At 72.3% G+C, this 21,474-nt stretch carries 15 protein-coding genes and 1 pseudogene; 10 read left to right on the top strand and 6 right to left on the bottom strand.

Translation table 11 applies throughout. The annotated features are described in order from the left end of the window. Nucleotides 1-157: 157 nt before the first annotated feature. Nucleotides 158-319, bottom strand: a pseudogene (locus tag ACWEFJ_RS18835) (transposase); the annotation flags it as partial. A 405-nt stretch (nt 320-724) separates the two neighbouring features. On the opposite strand from ACWEFJ_RS18835, the gene ACWEFJ_RS18830 reads away from it, so the two are divergent. The 10 genes from ACWEFJ_RS18830 (at nt 725) to ACWEFJ_RS18785 (ending at nt 10,284) form a co-directional block, all read left to right on the top strand. Further along, a complete protein-coding gene (locus ACWEFJ_RS18830) occupies nt 725-1,201 on the top strand; it encodes a GyrI-like domain-containing protein (RefSeq protein WP_449714490.1) in 477 nt (158 codons plus the stop codon). A 101-nt stretch (nt 1,202-1,302) separates the two neighbouring features. Continuing rightward, nucleotides 1,303-2,109 (top strand): TrmH family RNA methyltransferase, encoded by an 807-nt coding sequence (locus tag ACWEFJ_RS18825; RefSeq protein ID WP_449714489.1) that lies wholly within the window; start codon nt 1,303-1,305, stop codon nt 2,107-2,109. Between the two features lie 9 nt (nt 2,110-2,118). Continuing rightward, a complete protein-coding gene (locus tag ACWEFJ_RS18820; RefSeq protein ID WP_449714488.1) occupies nt 2,119-2,847 on the top strand; it encodes an rRNA methyltransferase in 729 nt (242 codons plus the stop codon). A gap of 613 nt (nt 2,848-3,460) precedes the next feature. Further along, the gene (locus tag ACWEFJ_RS18815; protein ID WP_449714487.1) at nt 3,461-4,372 is read left to right on the top strand and encodes a LysR family transcriptional regulator; all 912 of its coding nucleotides are present in this window, start codon (nt 3,461-3,463) and stop codon (nt 4,370-4,372) included. Between the two features lie 232 nt (nt 4,373-4,604). Beyond that, the gene (gene sfnG / locus ACWEFJ_RS18810; RefSeq protein ID WP_449714486.1) at nt 4,605-5,753 is read left to right on the top strand and encodes a dimethylsulfone monooxygenase SfnG; all 1,149 of its coding nucleotides are present in this window, start codon (nt 4,605-4,607) and stop codon (nt 5,751-5,753) included. Further along, nucleotides 5,750-6,964, top strand: coding sequence for an acyl-CoA dehydrogenase family protein (locus tag ACWEFJ_RS18805; protein WP_449714485.1), 1,215 nt, complete (start codon nt 5,750-5,752; stop codon nt 6,962-6,964). Before sfnG ends, ACWEFJ_RS18805 begins: the two co-directional genes overlap by 4 nt. Nucleotides 6,965-7,008: 44 nt before the next feature. Beyond that, entirely contained in the window at nt 7,009-8,241 is a 1,233-nt protein-coding gene (locus ACWEFJ_RS18800; protein WP_449714484.1) for an SfnB family sulfur acquisition oxidoreductase, read from the top strand. Nucleotides 8,242-8,254: 13 nt separating this feature from the next. After that, entirely contained in the window at nt 8,255-8,407 is a 153-nt protein-coding gene (locus tag ACWEFJ_RS18795) for a hypothetical protein (protein ID WP_449714483.1), read from the top strand. A gap of 14 nt (nt 8,408-8,421) precedes the next feature. Next, a complete protein-coding gene (locus tag ACWEFJ_RS18790; protein ID WP_449714482.1) occupies nt 8,422-9,570 on the top strand; it encodes an LLM class flavin-dependent oxidoreductase in 1,149 nt (382 codons plus the stop codon). A 150-nt stretch (nt 9,571-9,720) separates the two neighbouring features. After that, nucleotides 9,721-10,284, top strand: coding sequence for a dihydrofolate reductase family protein (locus ACWEFJ_RS18785; RefSeq protein WP_449714481.1), 564 nt, complete (start codon nt 9,721-9,723; stop codon nt 10,282-10,284). A gap of 252 nt (nt 10,285-10,536) precedes the next feature. On the opposite strand, the gene ACWEFJ_RS18780 is transcribed toward ACWEFJ_RS18785, so the two are convergent. The 5 genes from ACWEFJ_RS18780 to ACWEFJ_RS18760 all read right to left on the bottom strand — a co-directional run bounded on the left by ACWEFJ_RS18780 (nt 10,537) and on the right by ACWEFJ_RS18760 (nt 20,885). Next, nucleotides 10,537-11,544: an RNA polymerase subunit sigma-70 gene (locus tag ACWEFJ_RS18780; RefSeq protein ID WP_449714480.1), complete on the bottom strand. Its 1,008-nt coding sequence runs from the start codon at nt 11,542-11,544 to the stop codon at nt 10,537-10,539. A 243-nt stretch (nt 11,545-11,787) separates the two neighbouring features. Next, nucleotides 11,788-17,655, bottom strand: coding sequence for an SDR family NAD(P)-dependent oxidoreductase (locus tag ACWEFJ_RS18775; protein WP_449714479.1), 5,868 nt, complete (start codon nt 17,653-17,655; stop codon nt 11,788-11,790). Nucleotides 17,656-18,125: 470 nt separating this feature from the next. Beyond that, the gene (locus ACWEFJ_RS18770) at nt 18,126-19,391 is read right to left on the bottom strand and encodes an SLC13 family permease (RefSeq protein ID WP_449714478.1); all 1,266 of its coding nucleotides are present in this window, start codon (nt 19,389-19,391) and stop codon (nt 18,126-18,128) included. A gap of 472 nt (nt 19,392-19,863) precedes the next feature. Beyond that, on the bottom strand, nt 19,864-20,331 hold the full coding sequence (locus ACWEFJ_RS18765) for a hypothetical protein (protein WP_449714477.1): 468 nt from the start codon (nt 20,329-20,331) through the stop codon (nt 19,864-19,866). Further along, a complete protein-coding gene (locus ACWEFJ_RS18760) occupies nt 20,328-20,885 on the bottom strand; it encodes a hypothetical protein (protein WP_449714476.1) in 558 nt (185 codons plus the stop codon). Before ACWEFJ_RS18760 ends, ACWEFJ_RS18765 begins: the two co-directional genes overlap by 4 nt. Nucleotides 20,886-21,474: the final 589 nt, after the last annotated feature.

Raw genomic sequence — 21,474 nt, 5'->3', positions numbered from 1 at the left:
GAGGACGTCCCACAGGCCCTCCGATGCGTCGAAGACGAACTGGTTCAGAAGCTATCGCCTCCACGACTGACGATCTCCGCACTACTAGGGGGTATTGCGGGTCATGACGTTGGTGACTGTGCAGCGCCCCTGACCGGATGTAGCAGGCTGGCACGGCGACCCGGTCCTGAACCGAGGCCGGGGTCACCAACACCGCCACCAGCAGCCCGATGGTGTCCACGACGATGTGCCGCTTGCGGCCGGCGACCTTCTTCTCGCCGTCCCACCCCCGCTTGGCCTGACCCAGGGTCGCGGCGACGCGTACCGACTGGGAGGCCATGACCGCCGCCGACGGTGCCGCCACCCGCCCCTCCGCCAGGCGGACGCGGTCGAGCAACCGCTCCGACGCACCGACCTTCTCCCAGGCGGCGAAGCGCTTGTAGACCGTGGGCCAGGGCGGGAAGTCCGCCAGCAGCGGCCGCCACTTGATTGCAACGGTGCATAGACACCGTCCGAACTGCCGGCAGTTCTCCCGTCGCGCACCGGAAGACCCCTGCCCAACCGAACTCGGAAACGGACACTGAGCCTTCCCGGCTGTGGGCGACAAGATCGGGCACGGATTGTCGGGTGCGGATGTCCGAGGCTGCACAGGATGGAACCCGAGGGGACGGCCCCGCTCAGGTATGGCGATGGATGCCCACTCCCAGGGACGCGCCTGTGCGCCTTGTGCTCGAAAGGAAGCATTGTGGACGCTCGCATCACCGACCGACCGGCGTTCCGGCTCGTCGGCCACGCCGCTCGCGTTCCGCTCGTCCACCGGGGGCGGAATTCGGACATCGAAGCGCACATCGCGGCGCTGCCGGCAGAGGAGCACGGGCGACTCAGGGCGCTCGGGGACACCGAGCCGGCAGGTCTGCTCCAGGTCAGTGCGGATGTTGACCCCGACCATGCGGAAGGCAGCCGGTTCACGTTCCTGTTCGGTGTCGCCCGTGGAACGTCGTCGCCGGTGCCCGGTGGACTCGACGTGATCGAGGTGGCGGCAGGCTCGTGGGCTGTTTTCCGCACGACCGCGTCGTATCAGTCCGCGTGGATGACCATTGTCAGCGAGTGGTTCCCTTCGAACACCTGGCGTCTGCGTCCGGGGCCGTCGATCCTCACCGACCGCGGAAATGAGCACAGCGCCGCGACCGCCGAAGTCTGGATACCCGTTGAGCGCGCGTAGAGACGTGGTTCGGGACGGCCGCGCCTTCCTCGCCCATATAGGGACGACAGCAGTAAGGCGGCACGGCGATGACACGATCAATGCATAAGGGAATCGGAACCATGCCGCGGATCTCACGTCCGAACGCCCGCTTCCAACAGTGGGAAGCGTTGCTCCGCAATCGGAACAAGCGGCAGCGAGCCGGTGAGTTCCTGGTCCAGGGAGTGCGTCCCATCAGTCTCGCGGTCGAGCGGGGTTGGCCGATCCGCACCGTGCTCTACGACGCGGAACGGTCGCTGTCGCAGTGGGGTGCCCGGGTGCTCGAACGATCAGGGGGCGAAGGCGTGGCGATCGCACCCGAGTTGCTGCGCCAGTTGAGCGACAAAGACCAGCCCGAGTTGGTGGCTGTGGTCGGGATGCCGGACGATCGACTGTCCCGCATCTCCGTGGGGCCGTCGTTCCTGGGGATGGTGTTCGACCGTCCATCCCTTCCCGGGAACATCGGCACCATCGTCCGGTCGCTGGACGCGTTCGGCGGTTCGGGACTGATCGTCACCGGGCACGGCGCCGACCCGTACGACCCCAAGTCCGTCCGTTCCTCCACCGGATCGCTGTTCGCGGTACCGATCGTCCGATTGCCGTCACACCAGCCCGTTCTTTCCTGGGTGAGAGAGCAGCGCGCGCATGGCGTATCGCTGACCGTGATCGGGACGGACGAGAACGGAGCGGACGACATCGCCGACCTCGACCTGACGGGCCCGACCCTGCTCGTGACCGGCAATGAGACCACCGGGCTGAGCACCGGATGGCGGGAGGCTTGCGATGTCATGGCGCGGATTCCCATCGGCGGCGCTGCCAGTTCGTTGAACGCCGCAAGTGCCGCCACGGTCGCCCTCTACGAGGCCGCCCGTCAGCGCGGCCGATCATAGGGAGCACGAATGGCCTATCGTTACGCCCTCACGCGCGAAAGCCACGCCGACCTCTCGGGCGGTGTGCTGCACTCCGCCCCGGGATTTCCCGCTTTTCCCGTTCGACTGGCGAGCGAGATGTTCCAGCGCGCCCTGCAATTCACACCCGGTTCGTCGGCACAGGTGTGGGACCCGTGCTGCGGCAGCGGCCACCTCCTCACCGCACTTGCGCTCCTGCATCGCCTCGACATCACCGGCGTCCTCGGCACCGACCTCGATCCCGAGGCAGTGACGTTGGCCCGGAAGAACCTGGATCTGCTGAGCGAACACGGGATGGATGCGCGCGCCGACGAACTGCGTGCACGGGCCGAACGACTGGGCAAACCCGCATACCTCGATGCCGCAGCAGCGGCTCGGCGACTCGCCCGGGGACTCGCACAACGCGGCGGCGCCCTGCCCTGCGGTGTCGCGCAGGCAGACGTCTTCAACCCCGATCAGCTGCGTCACGCTCTGGGCGGACGGCGCCCGAATCTCGTCATCACCGACGTCCCGTACGGCGAACAGACAACTTGGGGCGGACCGAATGGGGCGGCGGGGATCGACGGCATGCTGAGGGCGCTCGAGGAAGTGCTCGACGACGGCACCGTGATCGCGGTCGCGTCTCGGGGTCGCAAGCCACGCCTGGCCGAGGCGCATCGGCGCCTCGCGTCGTTCAGGATCGGCACCAGAGTCGTGGTCTTCTGCCGTGTCGCACACTAACGCTCCGATCGGCCGCGCGAACTCCTCGACCCCGTGGCGTGTCACGCGGCCTCGGCCGGGTAGTGGGCCAGGTGCGGGACTGTACAACGAGATGGCTCGACAGACCCGATCGGTTGCCTGCATGGCGGCGGAGCGGGCGTGCGGCGCCGGGAGGTTGTCCGTCCACATCGGACCGCGCCGACGCCGGGGCACGGCGGGCGTCCTCCGGACCGCCCCGATCGCCGGCGCCGAGGCGGCGCGGCTGTTCGTCGCCGAGGGCGCGTTCCGGCGGCTCCGAGGGTGCGCCGGGGGACCGGTCGACCTCACCCTTGACCGCCCGCGTCGGCGTCCCGGACGTCGGCAAGCGGTTCGACGGCCGCCCGGAACCGCGGGAGCACCGGCTCGAAGTCCTGACCGGCTCCCACACCACGCCGGTCACCGCGAAGTCGAGCCGCCGGGGAACCGCGAGTCGCGGATCGCGGACGGGAGCCTCGTGCCCGCAGGCACTTCCACCGGCGAAGGCTCCGTCACGAGGTCGGTCACCCGATCGGTGAAGGTGACCAGATGATGGGCGCCGTTGACATCGGTCCGGCCGCCCGGTCCGATGGGTCGGGCGTTTCGGGAGGGTGGCGACGTGCGGATCGAGCAGCTCGAGTACATCCAGGCGGTCACCCGGCTCGGCTCGCTGCGCCGGGTCGCGGAGGAGCTGCACCTGTCGCAGCCCGCGTTGAGCGAGGCGGTGCGCAACCTGGAGCGCGAGCTGGGCGTCAACATCCTGAACCGCACGCGGTCCGGTGCGCGGATCAGCGACGAGGGCCGCGAGCTGCTGCCCTACATCGCCGGGGTGCTCGATGCCGTGGACCAGCTCCGCCGGGCCGCCGACGAGCAGCACCACAGCAACCGGGTGCTGCGCGTGGGTACGGTCAACGCGGCCACCGTCGGGCTGGTGATCCCCACCATCCGGGAGTTCCGCGAGACCCACCCGGCGACCCGCGTCGAGGTGGTGGACGCGCGTGAGGCCGAGATCCACCGGTCACTGCTGGAAGGCAGCTTGGACATCGGGCTGGTGAACTACCTGCGCGGCGACGACCCACCGCCGGACTTCGACACGACCGAGCTGCTGCGCGGGCAGCCGGTGGTGTGCCTGCGGGCGGACAGCCCGCTGGCCGCCCGGCCCGCGATCGAGGTGTCGGACCTCGTGCGCGAGCCGCTGATCGCGATGCGGTCCGGGTACGTCATGCACCGGTACCTGCACCGGCTGCTCGACGGGCGCACTCCGTCGTTCTCCTGCTCCACCGACGGCGCCGAGATGGGCAAGCTGATGGTGGCGGAGGGGTTGGGCGTCACCGTGCTGCCCGACTTCAGCGTCGTCGGCGACCCGCTCGAACGCGCCGGGACCATCACCTGGCGACCTCTGGCGTCCCGTCAGGTGGACGTCCTGTTGGTCGCGCAGCGCCGCCGGGCGGGCTCGACCACGCGGCCGGCGCGCGAGCTGCACCAGCTGTTCGTCAAGCGCGCCATGGAATTCGGGGAGCGCGCGGCGTGAGCGCGCGGCAGCCTCGGCGGTGGAAGGGAAATCCTATCGCCCCCTCGGCGATGGCGAATGGACCGATCACGGCGAGCGTGCCTAGACTTTTTCCCATGTCGACCGATCGCTGGGACCTCACCCGGCGGCGGCATGTGGATTTCGTGCGAATCGCCGGCCAGGGTTGTCCGCGCTGATCAGCGTCGATCCAGCCGTCCCCTTTTCGTCTTCCCCTTTCATGGGAGTCTTCGCCGTGTCCACAGAAAGCCGCACGGAAATCAGTCACGAGCCGCTGAAGTTCGCCTACTGGGTGCCGAACGTGAGCGGCGGCCTCGTCACGAGCACGATCGAGCAGCGCACCGACTGGACCTACGACTACAACCGCAGGCTCGCCGTCCTCGCCGAGGACAACGGGTTCGAGTACGCCCTGTCCCAGGTGCGGTACATGGCCAGCTACGGCGCCGCGTACCAGCAGGAGTCCACCAGTTTCAGCCTCGCCTTGCTGCTGGCCACCCAGCGGCTCAAGGTGATCGCCGCCGTCCACCCCGGGCTGTGGCACCCCGCCGTGCTGGCGAAGCTGATCGCGACCGCCGACCACCTCTCCGACGGCCGTGCCGCGGTCAACGTGGTGAGCGGGTGGTTCAAGGGCGAGTTCACCGCGCTGGGCGAGCCCTGGTTGGAGCACGACGAGCGGTACCGCCGGTCCGAGGAGTTCATCCGGGTGCTGCGCGCGAGCTGGACCGAGGACGACGCCCAGTTCGCGGGCGACTTCTACCGGCTGCGCGGGTACGACCTCAAGCCGAAGCCGCCGACCGCGCCGGGCCGGCCGCACCCGGAGATCTTCCAGGGCGGCAACTCCACGGCGGCCCGTGCCATGGCGGGCCGGGTCTCGGACTGGTACTTCAGCAACGGCAAGGACTTCGACGGCATCAGCGAGCAGATCGCCGAGGTGAACCACACCGCGTCGGCCCACGGGCGGACCGTCCGGTTCGGCCTCAACGCGTTCCTCATCGCCCGCGACACCGAGGCGGAGGCGCGCGACACGCTCCGCGAGATCGTGGCGAAGGCCGACGTCGAGGCCGTGCACGGTTTCCGGGACGCGGTCCGGCAGGCGGGCGGCTCCGCGCCGGACCGGAAGGGCATGTGGGCGGACTCGGGCTTCGAGGACCTCGTGCAGTACAACGACGGGTTCCGCAGCAGGCTCATCGGCACCCCCGAGCAGATCGCGCACCGGATCGTCGAGTACAAGCGGCGCGGGGTGGACCTGCTGCTGCTCGGTTTCCTGCACTACCTGGAAGAGGTCGAGTACTTCGGCCGCCGCGTGCTGCCCATCGTCCGCGAGCTGGAGGCCGACCTGGCCACCGGCGCCGGCGTCCCGGAACCCGTGGGAGTGACCCGATGACCACCACCGACTGGGCCGGGAAGCCCGCGCCCGCGAACTCCGCCGACTGGGTGGCGCGGGCGGCCGAGGTCGCCGCGATCCTGGCCTCCGACGCCGTCGAGCGCGACCGCGCGGGCAAGACCCCGCACGCCGAGGTCCGACTGCTCAAGGACTCCGGGCTGGTGACGCTGCTCGGCCCGGCCGAGCACGGCGGCGGCGGGCAGAACTGGACCACCGCCTACCGGGTGATCCGCGAGATCGCGAGCGGCGACGGCTCGATCGGCCAGCTCATCGGCTACCACTACCTGTGGGCGTGGGCGGCGCGGCTGGTCGGCACGCCGGAGCAGATCGCGGCCGTGGAGGAGCAGGCCACCCGCGAGCGCTGGTTCTACGGCGGCGCGGTCAACCCGAGGGACGACGACCTCGTCATCACCGAGGACGGCGACGAGCTGGTGTTCAACGGCCGCAAGTCGTTCTCCACCGGCGGCAAGGTCTCCGACGTCACGGTGCTGGAGGGCGTGCTGGCCGGGACGGACAAGCACATCTTCGCGATCGTCCCGTCCGCGCAGGAGGGAATCGCCTTCAACGACGACTGGGACAACCTCGGCCAGCGGCTCACCGAGAGCGGCAGCGTCGAGATCCGCGACGTGCGGGTGCCGTGGGCGCAGGCCGCGGGGTACGTCGACAAGGAGTTCCGGCCCAGGACCTACAACACGCTCAACGTGCCGCTGATCCAGTTGGTGTTCACCAACTTCTACCTCGGCATCGCCCGCGGCGCGCTGCGCACGGCGACCGCGTACACCCGCGACCGCACGCGGCCGTGGCCCTACGGCGGCGACAACAAGGAGTCCGCGACCGAGGAGTTCTACATCCTCGACACCTACGGCGACCTCCACGCCAAGCTGTGGGCCGCGGAAGCCCTCGCGGAACGGGCCGCCGAGGCGATCGAGCGGATCAACGCGCACGCCGACGCGGTGACCCCGGAGGAACGCGGCCACGCGGCCGTGCTCGTCGCGGCGGCCAAGCAACGGGCCGTCGACACCGGCCTGGAGATCGGCACGAAGGTGTTCGAGGTGACCGGGGCCAGGGCGAGCGCGAACTCCGTCGGCCTGGACATCTTCTGGCGCAACATCCGCACGCACAGCCTGCACGACCCGGTGGCGTACAAGCGGGTGGAGGTCGGGCGGTACGCGCTGCTCGGCGAGGTGCCCGAGCCCACCTGGTACACCTGACCGACCGCCGGGCCTCGGCCCTCGTCACCACACCGGAGGACGCCATGACCGGACTGGTCGGACCACCGCGCGCGGTCGCGGTGATCCGTGACGGGGCCGAGGCGCTGGCGGCGGCCGACCGGCTGGCCGCCCGGTTCGCCGAACGCGCGGCCGAGCGCGACGCCCACCGGCTGCTGCCCACCGGGGAGTTGGCCGAGCTGTCGGCGAGTGGCCTGCTCGGCATCACCGTGCCGCGGGCGCACGGCGGCGCGGACGTCGGCACGGCCGTCGTCGCGGAGGTGTTCCGGCGGCTCGCGACCGCCGACCCGAACATCGCCCAGATCCCGCAGAGCCACATCGCGTACGTGAACGTGCTGCGGCACCAGGGCACGCCGGAGCAGCGGCGGTTCTTCTTCGCCGAGGTGCTGGCGGGCAGGCGGTTCGGCAACGCGCAGTCCGAGGCGGGCACCGGCCACGTCCAGGAGCACCGGACGCGGCTGCTGCCCCATCCCGACGGCGGGTTCGTGCTCGACGGGCTCAAGCACTACTCGACGGGGGCGTTGTTCGCCCACTGGATCCCGGTGCTCGCCCGGGACGCGGAGGACCGGGTGGTGGTCGCCTACGTGCCGGCCGACGCACCGGGGCTGACCGTGGTGGACGACTGGGACGGTATGGGGCAGCGCACCACGGCGAGCGGTTCGGTGCGCCTGGACGGCGTGCGGGTGCCCGCCGAGCGAGTCGTGCCGCACCACCTGACGTTCACCGGCCCGCAGCTCTACGGCGCGCAGGCGCAGGTCCTGCACGCCGCCATCGACGTGGGCATCGCGCGTGGCGCGTTGACCGATGCGGTGGCGTTCGTCCGGACCAAGAGCAGGCCGTGGTTCGAGGCCGGTGTCGAGCGGGCCGAGGAGGACCCGCTGACCGTGCAGCGGTTCGGCGAGCTGGAGATCTCGGTGCGCGCGGCGGAGGCGCTGCTCGCCGAGGCCGGCCGGGCGGTCGACGACGCGGCCGCGCGGCTCGCCGAGGGCGGACCCGAGGCGTCGCCGGACGAGCACGCGGCCTCGGCGTCCATCGCCGTCGCCACCGCGAAGGCGTTCGCCGATCGGACGGCCGTCGACGTGACGAGCGCGCTGTTCGAGGTGTCGGGCACCCGCTCCGCGTTGGACCGGCTCAACCTGCACCGCCACTGGCGCAACGCCCGCACCCACACGTTGCACGACCCGGTGCGCTGGAAGGTCCAGCACATCGGCCGCTACGCGTTGACCGGGGCGCCGCCGCCCCGGCACGGCCTGATCTGACCGGAGGCCCGACTTGTCCTCGACCGGCTGGTTCGTGCTGGACCGGCACATCGACGCGCCGGACGGCGACGTGCGGCCGCACCCCGACACCGCAGGCCCGTTCCACCCGGTGGTGGACGGGTTCTCCGCCGCCGTGCGCGCTCGTTCGCTCGTGCCCACACCGTGACCCGGAAGGCCGTCATGACCCTGACGTTCCACTGGTTCCTGCCGACGTACGGGGACAGCCGCTACCTCGTCGGCGGTGGCCACGGCACCGACATCACCGCGGCGGGCGGCGACCGGCCGGCCACCATCTCCTACCTCGCCGGGATCGCCCGCGCCGCCGAGCAGCTCGGCTTCGTAGGCGCGCTCACCCCCACCGGCGCGTGGTGCGAGGACGCCTGGCTCACCACCGCGATGGTGGCGCGCGAGTCGGAACGCCTCAAGTTCCTGGTGGCCTTCCGGCCCGGCCTGGTCTCCCCCACGCTGGCGGCGCAGATGGCGGCCACGTTCCAGCGGCACTCCGGGGGCAGGCTGCTGCTCAACGTGGTGACCGGCGGCGAGGACCACGAGCAGCGCGCGTACGGCGACCACCTCGGCAAGGACGAGCGCTACGAGCGCACCGACGAGTTCCTGGCGGTGACCCGCGCGTTGTGGCGCGGCGAACGCGTCACCCTGGACGGCAAGCACGTCCACGTGGTCGACGCGGCCTTGTCGCGGGTGCCGGACCCGGTGCCGGACATCTACTTCGGCGGGTCCTCCCCCGCCGCCGTCCGGGTCGCCGCCCGCCAGGTCGACGTGTACCTGACCTGGGGCGAGCCGCCGGCACAGGTGGCGGAGAAGATCGCCCGGGTGCGGGCCGAGGCGGCGACGGCCGGCCGCGCGCCCCGGTTCGGCATCCGGCTGCACGTGATCAGCCGCGACACCTCCGGGCAGGCGTGGGCGGAGGCCGACCGGCTGCTGGCCGCGCTGGACCCCCGGGTCATCGCCTCCGTGCAGGACGGCCTGGCGCGCAGCGGGTCGGTCGGCCAGCGGCGGATGCGCGAACTGCACGGCGGGCGCACCGACCGGTTGGAGGTGTCGCCCAACCTGTGGGCGGGCGTCGGCCTGGTCCGAGGCGGTGCGGGCACCGCCCTGGTGGGCAGCCATGTCGAGGTGGCCGAGCGGATCGAGGAGTACCACGCGCTGGGCATCGACGAGTTCGTGCTGTCCGGCCACCCGCACCTGGAGGAGGTCTACTGGTTCGGCGAGGGCGTGCTGCCACTGCTGCGGGCCAAGGGCTTGTGGAACCACCCGGCCCCACCGCCGCAGACGGCGCCGGCCGGCATCCCGTTCGCACCCACCCGGTGACTCCGGGACGGCCCTTCGCGGGCTCGTCCGGCGAACATCGCGTGCACAGGGTCCGCGAGCACTTCCCGCGGACGCAGTTCGAGCACAGATCAGGTTTCCGCGCCGCGCCCGTCTGTACGTGTGAGTTCCGACCCACGAGAGGCTGGCACGATGCGGAAATTGATCTTCGGCATGAACGTGACCCTGGACGGCTACGTCGCCGCGACCGGCGACGACATCAACTGGAGCAGGCCGAGCGACGAACTGTTCCAGTGGTGGCTCGACCAGGAGCGGACGAGGGACATGTCGCTGTACGGGCGCAGGCTGTGGGAGACCATGAGCGCCTCCTGGCCGACCGGTGACCGGCAGCCCGACGCCACCCCGGCGCAGATCGCGTTCGCGCGGAACTGGCGGGACACGCCGAAGGTGGTCTTCTCCGCGACGCTCGACCAGGTCGACTGGAACACCCGCCTGGTCACCGGCGACGCGGTCGCCGAGATCACCCGGCTCAAGGCCGAGGACGGCGGCCCCATGCGCATCGGCGGCGCGACGCTCGCCGGGGCGGCCATGCGGGCCGGGCTGATCGACGAGTACGAGATCGTCACCCATCCGGTCCTGGTGGGCGGGGGCACGCCGTTCTTCACCGCGCTGGACAGCCGGGTGAACCTGACCCTGGTGGAGACGCGGACGTTCCCCGGCGGCGTGGTGCTGACCCGATACGAGACGAGGCGATGAGCACGAGCCAGGCGCTCGACTCGTGAGGGCGGTCGACATCCGTCCTGACGTGCTCGCCGTGACCCCCGCCGGATGAGCACGACGGCGTCGCCGATCGTGACGGATGCTCCGGGACGTGGAGGCGCCCCGTCGGCGACGCCGGCGGGGCGACGGTGTTCGCGTTGGGTTCAGCGGGTCGGGGTGCTCATCCCGTGGTGACTTCGGTGACGGCGGCCCGGGTGCTGGACTCGTGGACGAGCGGGGCCCTTGTGGTCACAGTGTCGGGGGCAGGCCCAGCCAGGGTTTGTCGGTGGCGTCGAATCCGGTGAGTTCGGCGATCTTCCCGTCGGCGATGTGCAGGACCGCGATGTTCAACAGCCGGTGCTCCGGGTCGCCGGCGGCACGGAGGTACAGCGCGGCGGCAGGCATGCGATTGACCGTCGTGGCGATACAGCGCCAGTCGTCGTAGCCGCGCCGGAAGAGCCCGCCGGAGATCCAGCCGTCCACCGCGTCCCCGGCCCCCGTGATCACGGTGCCCGGATCGGGCAGCATCGCGAAGCGCAGGTCGTCGCGCAGCAGGGACATCAACCCGTCGAGGTCGTTGCGCTCATGGGCGTCGATGTACGCCTTCACCACGCCGCGCTCGTCATCCGACAGCTCGTGAGTGGCAGGGCTCCGCCAGTCGAGGCGGCGCCCGGGCAGGTGCTCGCGCATCGTCACGCGCGCCCGCTGCAGTGCGCTGGTCACCGATGCGACGGTCAGCTCGAGGGCGTCGGCCGCCTTCGACGCCGGCCAGCCGAGGACGTCCCGCAGGATCAACACCGCCCGCTGCCGCGGCGGCAGGTGCTGGACGGCGACGATGAACGCCAGCTCGACCGTCTCCCGCGCCACCACCGATTCCAGCGGGTCCGCGGGGAGCATCCGGTCGGGGTACGGCTGCAGGTGCAGCACCTCGGAGCCGGGGTCCGGCAGCCCGTACGGCTCGGGTGTCCGGTTGTCGCGCTTCTCCAGGAAGTCGAGGCAGGCGTTCGTCGCGATCCGGTACAGCCAGGTCCGCAGCGCGGCGTGGCCCTTGAACGACTCCCGCTTGTTCCACGCTCGCAGGAACGTCTCCTGCGTCATGTCCTGGGCGTCCTCGTAGTTCGCGAGCATCCGGTAGCAGTGCACCTGCAGCTCACGCCGGTGGCGCTCCGTGACGAGCGCGAACCGCGCCGTGTCGCCGGCGCGGACCGCCGCGATGAACGTGGCCTCGGCGGCGCCCAGCGGTCTGGCGTCGGTCATGGTCGTCAATCCTTCCACCGGTGCGAGGGGGCTACCGGAACTGACGACGTGGCGGAGCATTCCTGATCGGTGGAGCCGCGGCCAGAGCCGGTCCGGGTACCGTCAGCCCTCAGGTGCGGCCGGCGCCCCCGGGCGGGCGCGTTTGTCGGCTCTGGCGGACGGCCGGCCGTGAGGAGGCAAGCGCCCTCACGCGACGCCGACTGTGTCACGGGCATCACCGGGACAGGGAAGGAACCGCGGCCGTCAGCGGTGCTGCTCCTGCTCGTGGAGCCAGTCGTGGAGCACTTGGGCGGTGGACCCGGCGTGGTCGTTCATCATCGTCTGGTGGTTGCCGGGCGCGTCCACGGTCTCGTGCTCGAGGTTCCATTCCGCCGTCCAGCCGCTGCCCACCGCGCCCGTTCCGTCGTCGGGTCGCCGGGGCATGCGCTCCCGGGCGCGGACCAGCACGACGGGTGTGGTGACGGCGCTCGGCTGCCAGTCGCCGAACAGGTCCAGGTAGGCGCCCTGCGCGGTGACCTGTTCCTCGGTCATGAGGGCGAAAGCCTGGTCGTTGACGGCGATGCCGCGCAACTCCTCCTCGACGTCCGCCTCCGGGATGCGGTGTTCCGGCAGCCAGGTGTCGAGCAGCGCCACCGCCGCCGCCCGCGTGCCGCGCTCCTCCAAGCGCGCGGCGACCGCGTGCGCCAGCCATCCGCCCGAGGAGTACCCGGCGAGCGCGACGGGCCGGTCGGGGAAGCTCCGCTGGACGGCGTCGGCGTGCAGGTCGATGACGAGGCCGGGCTCGGCCGGCAGCGGTTCACCGTCGCCGAAACCGGGCAGTGTCAGCACGTAGACGTCGCGGAGGCCGTGCAGGTGCGGCACCAGGCGTGCGAAGTGGTGCGGCCCCGAGGGGGCGACCATCGACGGCACGCACACCAGGGCGGTGGGCGCGGGTCCCGAGGCGAGCGCGACCGGCGCGACCGGCCTGCCGAACTCGGCGACCGTGCGGAAGGTGGGCCGCAGCTTCGCGGCGGCGCGGAGGAGCCCCACGCCCTCAATGACCTTGCCGATCACGCACGCGTGCCGGTAGAGGCCGCGGACCCCGGTCGAGCCGTCGCCGAGGAGTTCCCCCGCTCCGCCGCCGACGGGGCGCACCGCCGAGGGGTGGCGCGGCGCCGCGTCGATGAGCGTGCCCAGGTGACGGGCCAGGTCCTCGGCGGTGGGGTGTTCGAAGACGACCTGCGGCGAGAGGGTCAGGCCCGTCGCGGCGGCGAGTCGTCGGCCCATCCCGACCGACGCGAGCGAGTCGAATCCCTGGTCGAGGAAGCGCCGGGTGGCGTCGACGTCCTCGGGCGAGGCGTGCCCGAGGACGGCCGCCGCCTCGGCCCGGACGAGGTGGACCAGGGCGCGCACGCGCTCGACTTCCGGCAGCGCCGCGAAGTCCGCCGGTGGGTGCGGCGCGTCGGCATCGGCGGAGGTGGCGGCGACCCGGGTCCGCAGGCGGTCGAACAGGTGGGTCGGGCGGGCGGCGGTGAAGGCGGGGAGGAAGCGCTCCCAGTCGACGTCGGCGACGGTGACGGCGTCCTCGTCCGCCGCGACCGCGTCGGCCAGCGCGGCGACGGCCACCTCCGGGCCCAGGGGCCGAAGACCCCGCTCGCGCAGGTAGTCGCCGAAGCCCGGCCGGGCGCCGATCCCGGCGTCGGCGCACGGCCCGAACGCGATCGACGTGGCCGCCAGCCCGTGGGCGCGGCGGCGGGAAACGAGCGCGTCGAGGTAGGCGTTGGCCGCGCCGTAGGCGGCCTGGCCGCCGCCGCCCCAGGTCGCCGCGACGGACGAGAACACCACGAACCCCTCCAAGCGAGGGCCGCGCGCCGCGTCGGTCTCGCTCGACCCGTCGGCGTGGCGCGCCTCGTCCTGCCCGTCGAGCAGCCGGTGCAGTTCGGCGGCGCCCACGACCTTCCCGCCCAGGACCTCGGCGAACTCGTCCAGGTCCCACTCGTGCAGGGGAGCGACGCGGCCGGCGACACCCGCCGCGTGGACGACCGTCGTGACCGGTCGACCGGTCTCGGCCAACTCGCCGACGAGCGCGGCCAGCTGTTCCGGATCGCCGACGTCACAGGCCGTGAGACGCGCTTCGGCACCGAGGTCGTCCAGTTCGGCGACCAGCTCGGTCGCGCCGGGTGACGCGGGGCCGCGCCGGCTGACCAGCACGATGCGGCGCGCCCCGTCGCGGGCGAGCCGCCGCGCGACGCGGGCTCCGAGGGCTCCCGTACCGCCGGTGACCAGGACGGTCCCGCCCGGCCGCCACGGCGGCGCGGGGGCGGCGGGTCCGGCCTCGACCAGGCGCGGGACCAGCAGCCCTCGGCCGCGGACGGCGAACTGGTCCTCGCCGCCGGGGCCGACCAGCGCGGAGCCGATCCCGCCCAGCGCGGAGTCGTCGACTTCGGCGGGCAGGTCGACCAGCCCGCCCCCGCCGCGCGGGCGTTCCAGGGCCAGTGCCCGGCCCAGCCCCCACACCATCGCCTGGTCGGGGGCGGTGACCGGGTCGTGCCGGCCGGTCGAGACCGCCCCCCGGGTGACCAACCACGTCGGCGCCTCCAGCCCGAGGTCGCGCAGCGCCTGGGCGAGCGCGACCGTCAGCGCGAGCCCGCCGGTGAGCGCGGGGTGGTCGCGGTGCCGCGTGCCGTCGAGGGCCAGCAGCGACACCACGCCACCCACCGCGTCCCCACTGGCGCACACCTGTTCCGACAGCAGTTCGGCGAGATCGGCGCGGTCCGCGTTCGCGCCGCTCAACGTCAGGTGGACCACCTTGCCGCCGAGGCGTTCCACGACCACGGCCACGCGCGAGACGAGCGCGTCGTCGCACCCGTGCGCCGTGGTCAGCAGGAACCAGGCACCCGAGAGGAGCGGTGTCCTGGGCCGGTGGATCGCCAAGACCGTGGCGGTGACGTCGTTCGCCACCGGCTCCCACTCGACCCGGTAGCGCAGGTCGTCCGGACAGGCGTCACCCGGTCGCGGCGCGACGGATTCGGTCCTCGCGGATTCGGCGGAGCGGTGCGAGTCGGAGTCGGTCTCGTCGAGCCAGAAGCGGGTGCGTTGGAAGGGGTAGGTGGGCAGGTCGAGGTGCCGGCCGCCACGCCCGTCGAGGACGGCCCGCCAGTCGACCCGAACGCCCCGCACGTCGAGTTCGGCCACCGCGCCCAGCAGCGTCTCCGGTTCGGGACTCCCCCGGCGACAGGCGGCGACCCGCACCGGCCCGTCCGCCTCGGGCAGGCAGGCCGACGCGAGCGCCGTGAGCGTGGCGTCGGGCCCGAGTTCGAGCAACGCCGTCACGCCCCTCTCGTGCAGGCGGCGCACCCCGTCCGCGAAGCGGACCGGCTCGCGGACGTGCCGCACCCAGTAGTCGGGCGAGGTGAGCGTCTCGGGCTTGTGGAGCTCGCCGGTGACGTTGGAGACGATCGGGATCGACGGCTCGGCGAACGCGGCCCGTCCGACGACCGCGCGGAACTCCTCCAGCACGCCGTCCATGTGGCAGGAGTGGAACGCGTGGGAGACCGCCAGCCGCTTCGTGCCGCGCCCCCGCCGCGCCCACGTGGCGGCGACCCGCTCGGCCGCGTCCGCGTCCCCGGCGATCACCGTCGCCGTCGGGCCGTTGACGGCGGCGATCCCCACCCGGCCGTCGAGCCCGGACAGGGATTCGCGGACCTCCGCCTCCCCCGCGCACAACGAGATCATCGCCCCGTCCCGCCGGCACGCCCCCATGAGCCGTCCGCGCGCGGCCACCAGCGTGCACGCGTCCTCCAGGTCCCACACACCGCTGACGTGCGCGGCGGTCAGTTCGCCGATCGAGTGGCCCAGGACGACGCCCGGGGTCAGTCCCCACGACCGCACCAGGCGGAACAGAGCGGTCTCGAAGGCGAACAACGCGCACTGGGTGTACCGGGTCTGGTCCAGGGCCGCCGCGTCCCGGGAGCCCGCCGGCGCGAACAGGACCGGCAGCAGCGGACGGTCCAGGTGCGGCGCGAAACCCCGGCAGACCTCGTCCAGCGCCCGGGCGAACACCGGGTAGGCGTCGTAGAGCCGGCGGCCCATCTCCGGGCGCTGGCTGCCCTGTCCCGTGAACAACACCGCCGTCGTGCCGCCCGTGGGCGGACGGGCGGAGCCGCGGATCACGCCACGCGCGGCGTGACCACCGGCCAGGGCCTGCAACGCGCGGGCCAGCTCCGCGCGCCCGTCGGGTCCGGAGGACACCAGGGCCACCGCGCGGTCCTCGAAGCGGGCGCGGCCGGCGAGGGTGTGGCCCACGTCCAGCGGATCGGCGTCCGGGTGCCGCGCCAGGTAGTCGTCCAGCCGCCTCGCCTGCGCCCGCAGCGCCGCCTCCGCCCGGCCCGACAGGACGACGGGCACCGGGGCCGACGACACCGCGTCCGCCGCGGAGGCCGGGTCGTCGGGCGCCTCCTCCAGGATCACGTGGGCGTTCGTGCCGCTGACGCCGAACGCCGACACGCCCGCTCGGCGCGGACGACCATCCGACCGGTCCCACGGCAGGTTCCCGGTCAGCAGCGCGACCCCGCCCGCCGACCAGTCCACGTGCGGCGAGGGCTCGCGCACGTGCAGGGTCCGGGGCAGCACGCCGTGCCGCATCGCCTGCACCATCTTGACGACCCCGGCGACCCCGGCCGCGGCCTGGGCGTGGCCGATGTTGGACTTGAGCGATCCCAGGTACACGGGGCGACCGGCGGGACGGCCCTGCCCGTAGGTGGCGATGACGGCGGCGGCCTCCACCGGATCGCCCAACCTCGTCCCCGTCCCGTGCGCCTCCACCACGTCCACCTCGGCGGCGGTCAGGCGGGCGTCGGCGAGGGCTTGGCGGATCAGGCGTTGCTGCGACAGGCCGTTCGGAGCGGTCAGGCCGTTGCTCGCCCCGTCCTGGTTGACGGCGCTGCCGCGCACCAGGGCGAGGACCCGGCGACCGTGGCGGCGCGCGTCCGACAGCCGCTCCAGCAGCAGCACGCCCGCGCCGTCCGCCCAGCCGGTTCCGTCCGCGTCGGCGGAGAACGCCTTGCACCGCCCGTCCGGTGCAAGGCCCTGCTTGCGGCTGAACTCCAGCAGCATGCCGGGGGTGGACATGACCGTGACGCCGCCCGCCAGGACCAGATCGCACTCGCCGGCCCGTACCGCCCGGCAGGCGAGGTGGAGGGCCACCAGCGACGCCGAGCACTGGGTCTCCACGCTCAGCGCCGGCCCTTCCAGCCCGAAGGTGTAGGAGACGCGGCCGGCGAGCACACCCAGCGCGTTGCCGGTCAGGAGATGCCCTTGGACCTCGGCGGGCGCCTGGTGCCACGGCGGTCCGTAGTCCTGGAGGGACACGCCCGAGTACACGCCCGTCCGCGTGCTGCCGCGCAGCGTCCCGGGGTCGATGCCCGCGTGCTCCAGCACCTCCCACGACAGCTCCAGCATGAGCCGCTGCTGCGGATCGAGGGCCTTGGCCTCCCGGGGGCCGATGCCGAAGAAGGCGGCGTCGAACCGGTCGACGTCCGCGAGGAAGCCGCCGTGGCGGGTGCAGACGGTGCCGGGCCGCTCCGGGTCCGGGTCGTAGAGGCGGTCGAGCTGCCAGCCCCGGTTGGTCGGGAAGCCCGCCACCGCGTCGCGGCCCTCGCGCACCAGCTCCCACAACGCCTCGGGGGAGTCCGCGCCGCCGGGCAGGCGGCACGCCATGCCGACGATCGCGACCGGATCGTCGTCCCCGCCCGGGGCGTGGGTCGGCGCGGTGTCGGCCGTGTCCTCGGTGAGCCCCAGCAGCTCCGCGCGCAGGTGGGCCGCGAGAGCGTCCGGCGTCGGACGGTCGAACAACAGCGTGGTCGGCAGTCGCAGCCCCACGGCCGCGGACAGGTCCTCCCGCAGTCGGTCGGCGATGTGCCGGTAGACGCCGAGCCGACGCCAGGGTGCCTGGCGGTCCACGCGGTGCGGACCCGGCCGGCCGGTGGCCGCCCGGACGTGGTCGCCGATCAGTTCGAGGACGAGTTCCCGCTGGGTCCCGACCGGCGCGGCGGCGAGCTTCCGCCGCCACGTGTCGTACGCCTCACCCGCCCGCCGAGGCGATGGCCGCCCGATCTCGCGTGGCTCCCACATGACCCGACGTCCTCACCGTTTCAAGGCCGACAATCATCGACATCACGAGAACTGCGCTTCCACGTGATCGTGCGGGCCGGCGCAGGCGCGGTGGCCGTCGGCACGTCACCGCCGTAGCGCCCGTGACGCAAGTGGCGTCGGCGTGCAGGGGGAGTGCGGCGCGTGAGCAGTGCGAATCCATTCTGCTCCACCGCGACCACACCTGACAGTGCCCAGTCGTGGCTCACGCGATCGTGTGACCCACGAATGGTCGCAGCGATCAAGAAGAAGAATCATTCGCCGAAGAATCAAATGGCGCCCAGGATGCCGATCTGCGCGAGGGCTCCCACTCGCCCATAATGCCGGGCGAACCCGACGGCATTTCCGGGAAAACGGACGCTTGGCGACCCTGCCACTCGCGGTTCGGGGCACGGACGGCGATTGCCGAGCCGCAGGTGGCCGGGGTCGCCCGGACGAGGTTGAGCGGCCCGTCAGGCGACCAGCAGCAGCGCTCCCGTCGAGGCGGTCAGCGCGACGACCGCCAGTACCGCGCTGGTCCACACGAACCGGGCCACCGGCACCTTGACGCCGAAGGCCACGCACCGCTCGTACCACAGCAGGGTCGCCAGCGACGCCCACGGTGTGACGATCGGACCGACGTTCGTGCCGATGAGGAGCGCGAGCAACTGGGTGTGGTTGCCGGCCGGGACGACCGACTCCCCCGCCACGTACGCGGGCAGGTTGTTCACCAGGTTCGACAACGCGGCCCCGGTGCCGGCCGCCCGGACCGCGCCCAGCGCGTCGTCCTCGACGCCGATCAACGCGCCCACGATCCCGGCCAGCCCGTGCCGGTTGATCGTCTCCACGACCAGGAACAGCCCGATGACGAACACCAGCAGGCGCCACGGGACCAGTCCGAACCGCAACGCCGAGCGCAGCCGCACCGCGTAGGCCACCACCAGCAGACCCGCCGACACGGCCGAGGTCAGGCCGATCGGCACCCCCGCGACGATCCCGGCGACGAAGACCAGGCACGCCATCGCCGCCACCCGGAACAGCACGCGGTCTGCGGGCTCGTACCGCGCGGGCGGCCGGTAGGAGGCGTCACCTCCGCGTCGGCCGCGCCGCCAGTAGAAGGCCCACAACAAGACGCCGGTCGCCGCGATCGCCGCCAGTTGCGGCGCCCACATCCGGGCCGCGAACTCCGACGGCGTCAGCGCCACGCGGTCGGCGGCCAGCAGGTTGGTGAGGTTGGAGACGGGCAGCAGCAGGCTCGCCGTGTTGGCCAGCCACACGGTGGTCATCGCCAGCGGGAGCGGCGCGATGCGCAGGGTGACCCCCAACGCCAGCAGCACCGGGGTGAGCAGCACCGCCGTGGTGTCGAGGTTGAGCCCCATCGTGGTCACCGCGGCCAGGGCCACGCACAACAGGAACAGCACCGGGTAGCGGCCGCGCGCCAGGATCGACAGGCGGGTGGCCACAACGTCGAACACCTCGGCCCTGGCGGTCAGCTCGGCGAGGACGACCACCGAGCCGAGGAACAGCAGCAGCGGCACGAGTCGCGCGACCGTCGCCTCCGCCTGCCCCACCGGCAGCGCGCCGGAAAGGACGCAGAGCAGCCCCACGGCCAGCAGGCCGAGCGCGACCCAGTCCAGCGGGTGCAGCCTCGGGAAACCCCGGGGACAGTGGCTCGCCGGCCCGGTCGCACCGGCCGGAGTGGTGTCGGCGCGCCCGCCTTCGAGCCGCTCGTCGGACATGGGGGAATGCTGTCACGACCACCCCGGTGCGGACGCAGCTACACGGTCAGGTACCCCCCAAGACCATGGCGGTCGCCTCGGTCGGCCGGATCAACGGCGACGCCCGGAGGGGCGTGCCCCGAAGACGGCAAGCGGGCGGACACCGAACCTCCGGCCGGTTGGTTCCGACGCCGGGGCCACGGCGATCGACCGGGCGTGCGATGGGCCTGACCAGCGCCGCCACCTGGCGGTCCTCCTGGAGCGGCCCGGCATGACGATCGTCAGCGATTACGGTGCCGAGTACCCGCCGGAGAGTTCTGGCTCGGGCCACCCTGCGACCGGCCGACGCCGACGGACGGAACGCGCTGTACCCCCCGCCAGCACCCCCCGCCAGCACCCCCCGCCGGCCCGCGGCCCCCGGGAATGGCACGACGCCGCCGGACCCCCCTTCGCCGACTACGGGTTCTCCTGAAGCGGGCGGAACGGCAGCCTGTCACACCGCTGATCGTCCTGCGGCGTCACCGGGGTATTCACCGAGCCGACAGGACCAGTGTTCCGGGTCGACCGGACACTGCCATCCGGTCGCCCCGTCGACCACCGCGACGCGGGCCGGATGGCGGTGTCCGGGGCAGACCGGGGTGGTGACGGCGAACTGCCGCACGACCTCCTGCTGGAGACCGTCGGCCACCGCGGCGGTCACGTCGGTCGGGGTGAACACGCCGAACCCGGCGTGGTCCACCCGGACCATGACGCCGCCGTGGTCGCCGGCGTCGTCGACGGTGACCGTCACCGGCGGATGCCCCGGAACGGGCGGCTGCGCCCCGACGACCAGGTCGGTCAACGCCGGGACGATCGCCGTGACGGCGCGTGCCGCCAGCTCGGGTTCGCGGATCGAGGTGGACGCGCGGACGATGAACGGAGCGGGAGGCTTCGGATCGTCGTGATCGGGGTGGTCGGTCACGCCGGCAGCGTAGTGCGCCGCACCGGCACCGAGCCTGCCCGCGCGGCGGCGGACCGCGTCGTGCCCTCGACGCCATGCCTGATGCCGCTGCCCAAGCTGAGCAGCGTGGTGCCGCCGTCGCGGGCCAACGCGACGGTGAAGCGGTCCCAGTATTCGATCCAGCCCTTCTGGTTGAGCCGCACGAAGTCCAACCGGCCGAACAGGTAGTACTCGCCGCACGAGGAGTTCACGGCCGAGGAGCCGTGGAAGAGGTAGTCCGGATACTCGACGTGGTCGTTCGCGGCGATGCGTTTGCCGTCGCAGTCCAGGGTGGTGAACTCGGTGACCGGCCCGACGATGCCCACCGCCCACGACTCGCTGATCTTGAAGCTCCAGGCGTAGACCCAAGGCAGGTTGGTGAACGTCACCTGGCCGGTGAAGCGGCCCCACTGGGACAGTTCGATCGCGGACGGGTTGAGCGGGGTGTAGGGCGGATGCGGGCCTGCTCCGGCGGTCGCGGGCGTGCACAGCAACGCCACCACGGTCAGCAGGACGGGCAGAACGCGTCTGGTCATGCCGTCCAGCCAGCCGGCACGCCGGGGTGGCCGCAAGGCCCGCGACCACGCACACCCGTACGGGTCGTGGATTCCCACCGAAGGGCGGTCGGCCCGTCGCAGAGTGTGGGCCGCGCATCATCTTGGTCATCAGGTGCGCATCCTTGATCAGGAGTTACACCACTCGTTTAGAGTCCATGGTCAAACGCAAACACGTCGGCGCGAAAATCCTCAAACGCCCCACCACACCGGCACCTGCCATAATACCCCACCCCACCTGCACATCTACGGCAACACCGCCTAACTAAACGGCATTGTCCCTGAAGCGCTAAGGTGAGCGGCACACGATTGGATGTTGCACCGAACCCAGCCAGATTGACCGTTACAGTCACCCAGGCAGCTCGACACCCCTGCAGAATGGCGAACACCCTCGACGGCGATTGCGCCTCTCGGGCCCGGTTCACCATGGACGGTTTCGTCGAGGAACGCTCGGTTTCAGTGGGTACGGCTCCTGGCGTCCCGGATTTGTCGGTCCCCTGTTGCACACTTCCGTGAAGTCCCCGAGTGGGGTCGATCGGAGGGTGATGCACATGACCGGTGGCACCGTGTC

This window comes from Actinosynnema sp. NPDC004786 (assembly GCF_053601135.1).
Note: the sequence above shows the minus strand (reverse complement) of the source record. Positions and strands in the feature narration are given on the sequence as shown.

Bases quoted from the DNA above. Each gene is read 5' to 3' on its own strand.
- ACWEFJ_RS18820 (WP_449714488.1), top strand. From the start codon at position 2,119: ATGGCCTATCGTTACGCCCTCACGCGCGAAAGCCACGCCGACCTCTCG.
- ACWEFJ_RS18760 (WP_449714476.1), bottom strand. From the start codon at position 20,885: ATGACCAGACGCGTTCTGCCCGTCCTGCTGACCGTGGTGGCGTTGCTG.
- ACWEFJ_RS18770 (WP_449714478.1), bottom strand. From the start codon at position 19,391: ATGTCCGACGAGCGGCTCGAAGGCGGGCGCGCCGACACCACTCCGGCC.
- ACWEFJ_RS18805 (WP_449714485.1), top strand. From the start codon at position 5,750: ATGACCACCACCGACTGGGCCGGGAAGCCCGCGCCCGCGAACTCCGCC.
- ACWEFJ_RS18775 (WP_449714479.1), bottom strand. From the start codon at position 17,655: ATGTGGGAGCCACGCGAGATCGGGCGGCCATCGCCTCGGCGGGCGGGT.
- ACWEFJ_RS18800 (WP_449714484.1), top strand. From the start codon at position 7,009: ATGACCGGACTGGTCGGACCACCGCGCGCGGTCGCGGTGATCCGTGAC.
- ACWEFJ_RS18785 (WP_449714481.1), top strand. From the start codon at position 9,721: ATGCGGAAATTGATCTTCGGCATGAACGTGACCCTGGACGGCTACGTC.
- ACWEFJ_RS18825 (WP_449714489.1), top strand. From the start codon at position 1,303: ATGCCGCGGATCTCACGTCCGAACGCCCGCTTCCAACAGTGGGAAGCG.
- ACWEFJ_RS18780 (WP_449714480.1), bottom strand. From the start codon at position 11,544: ATGACCGACGCCAGACCGCTGGGCGCCGCCGAGGCCACGTTCATCGCG.
- ACWEFJ_RS18790 (WP_449714482.1), top strand. From the start codon at position 8,422: ATGACCCTGACGTTCCACTGGTTCCTGCCGACGTACGGGGACAGCCGC.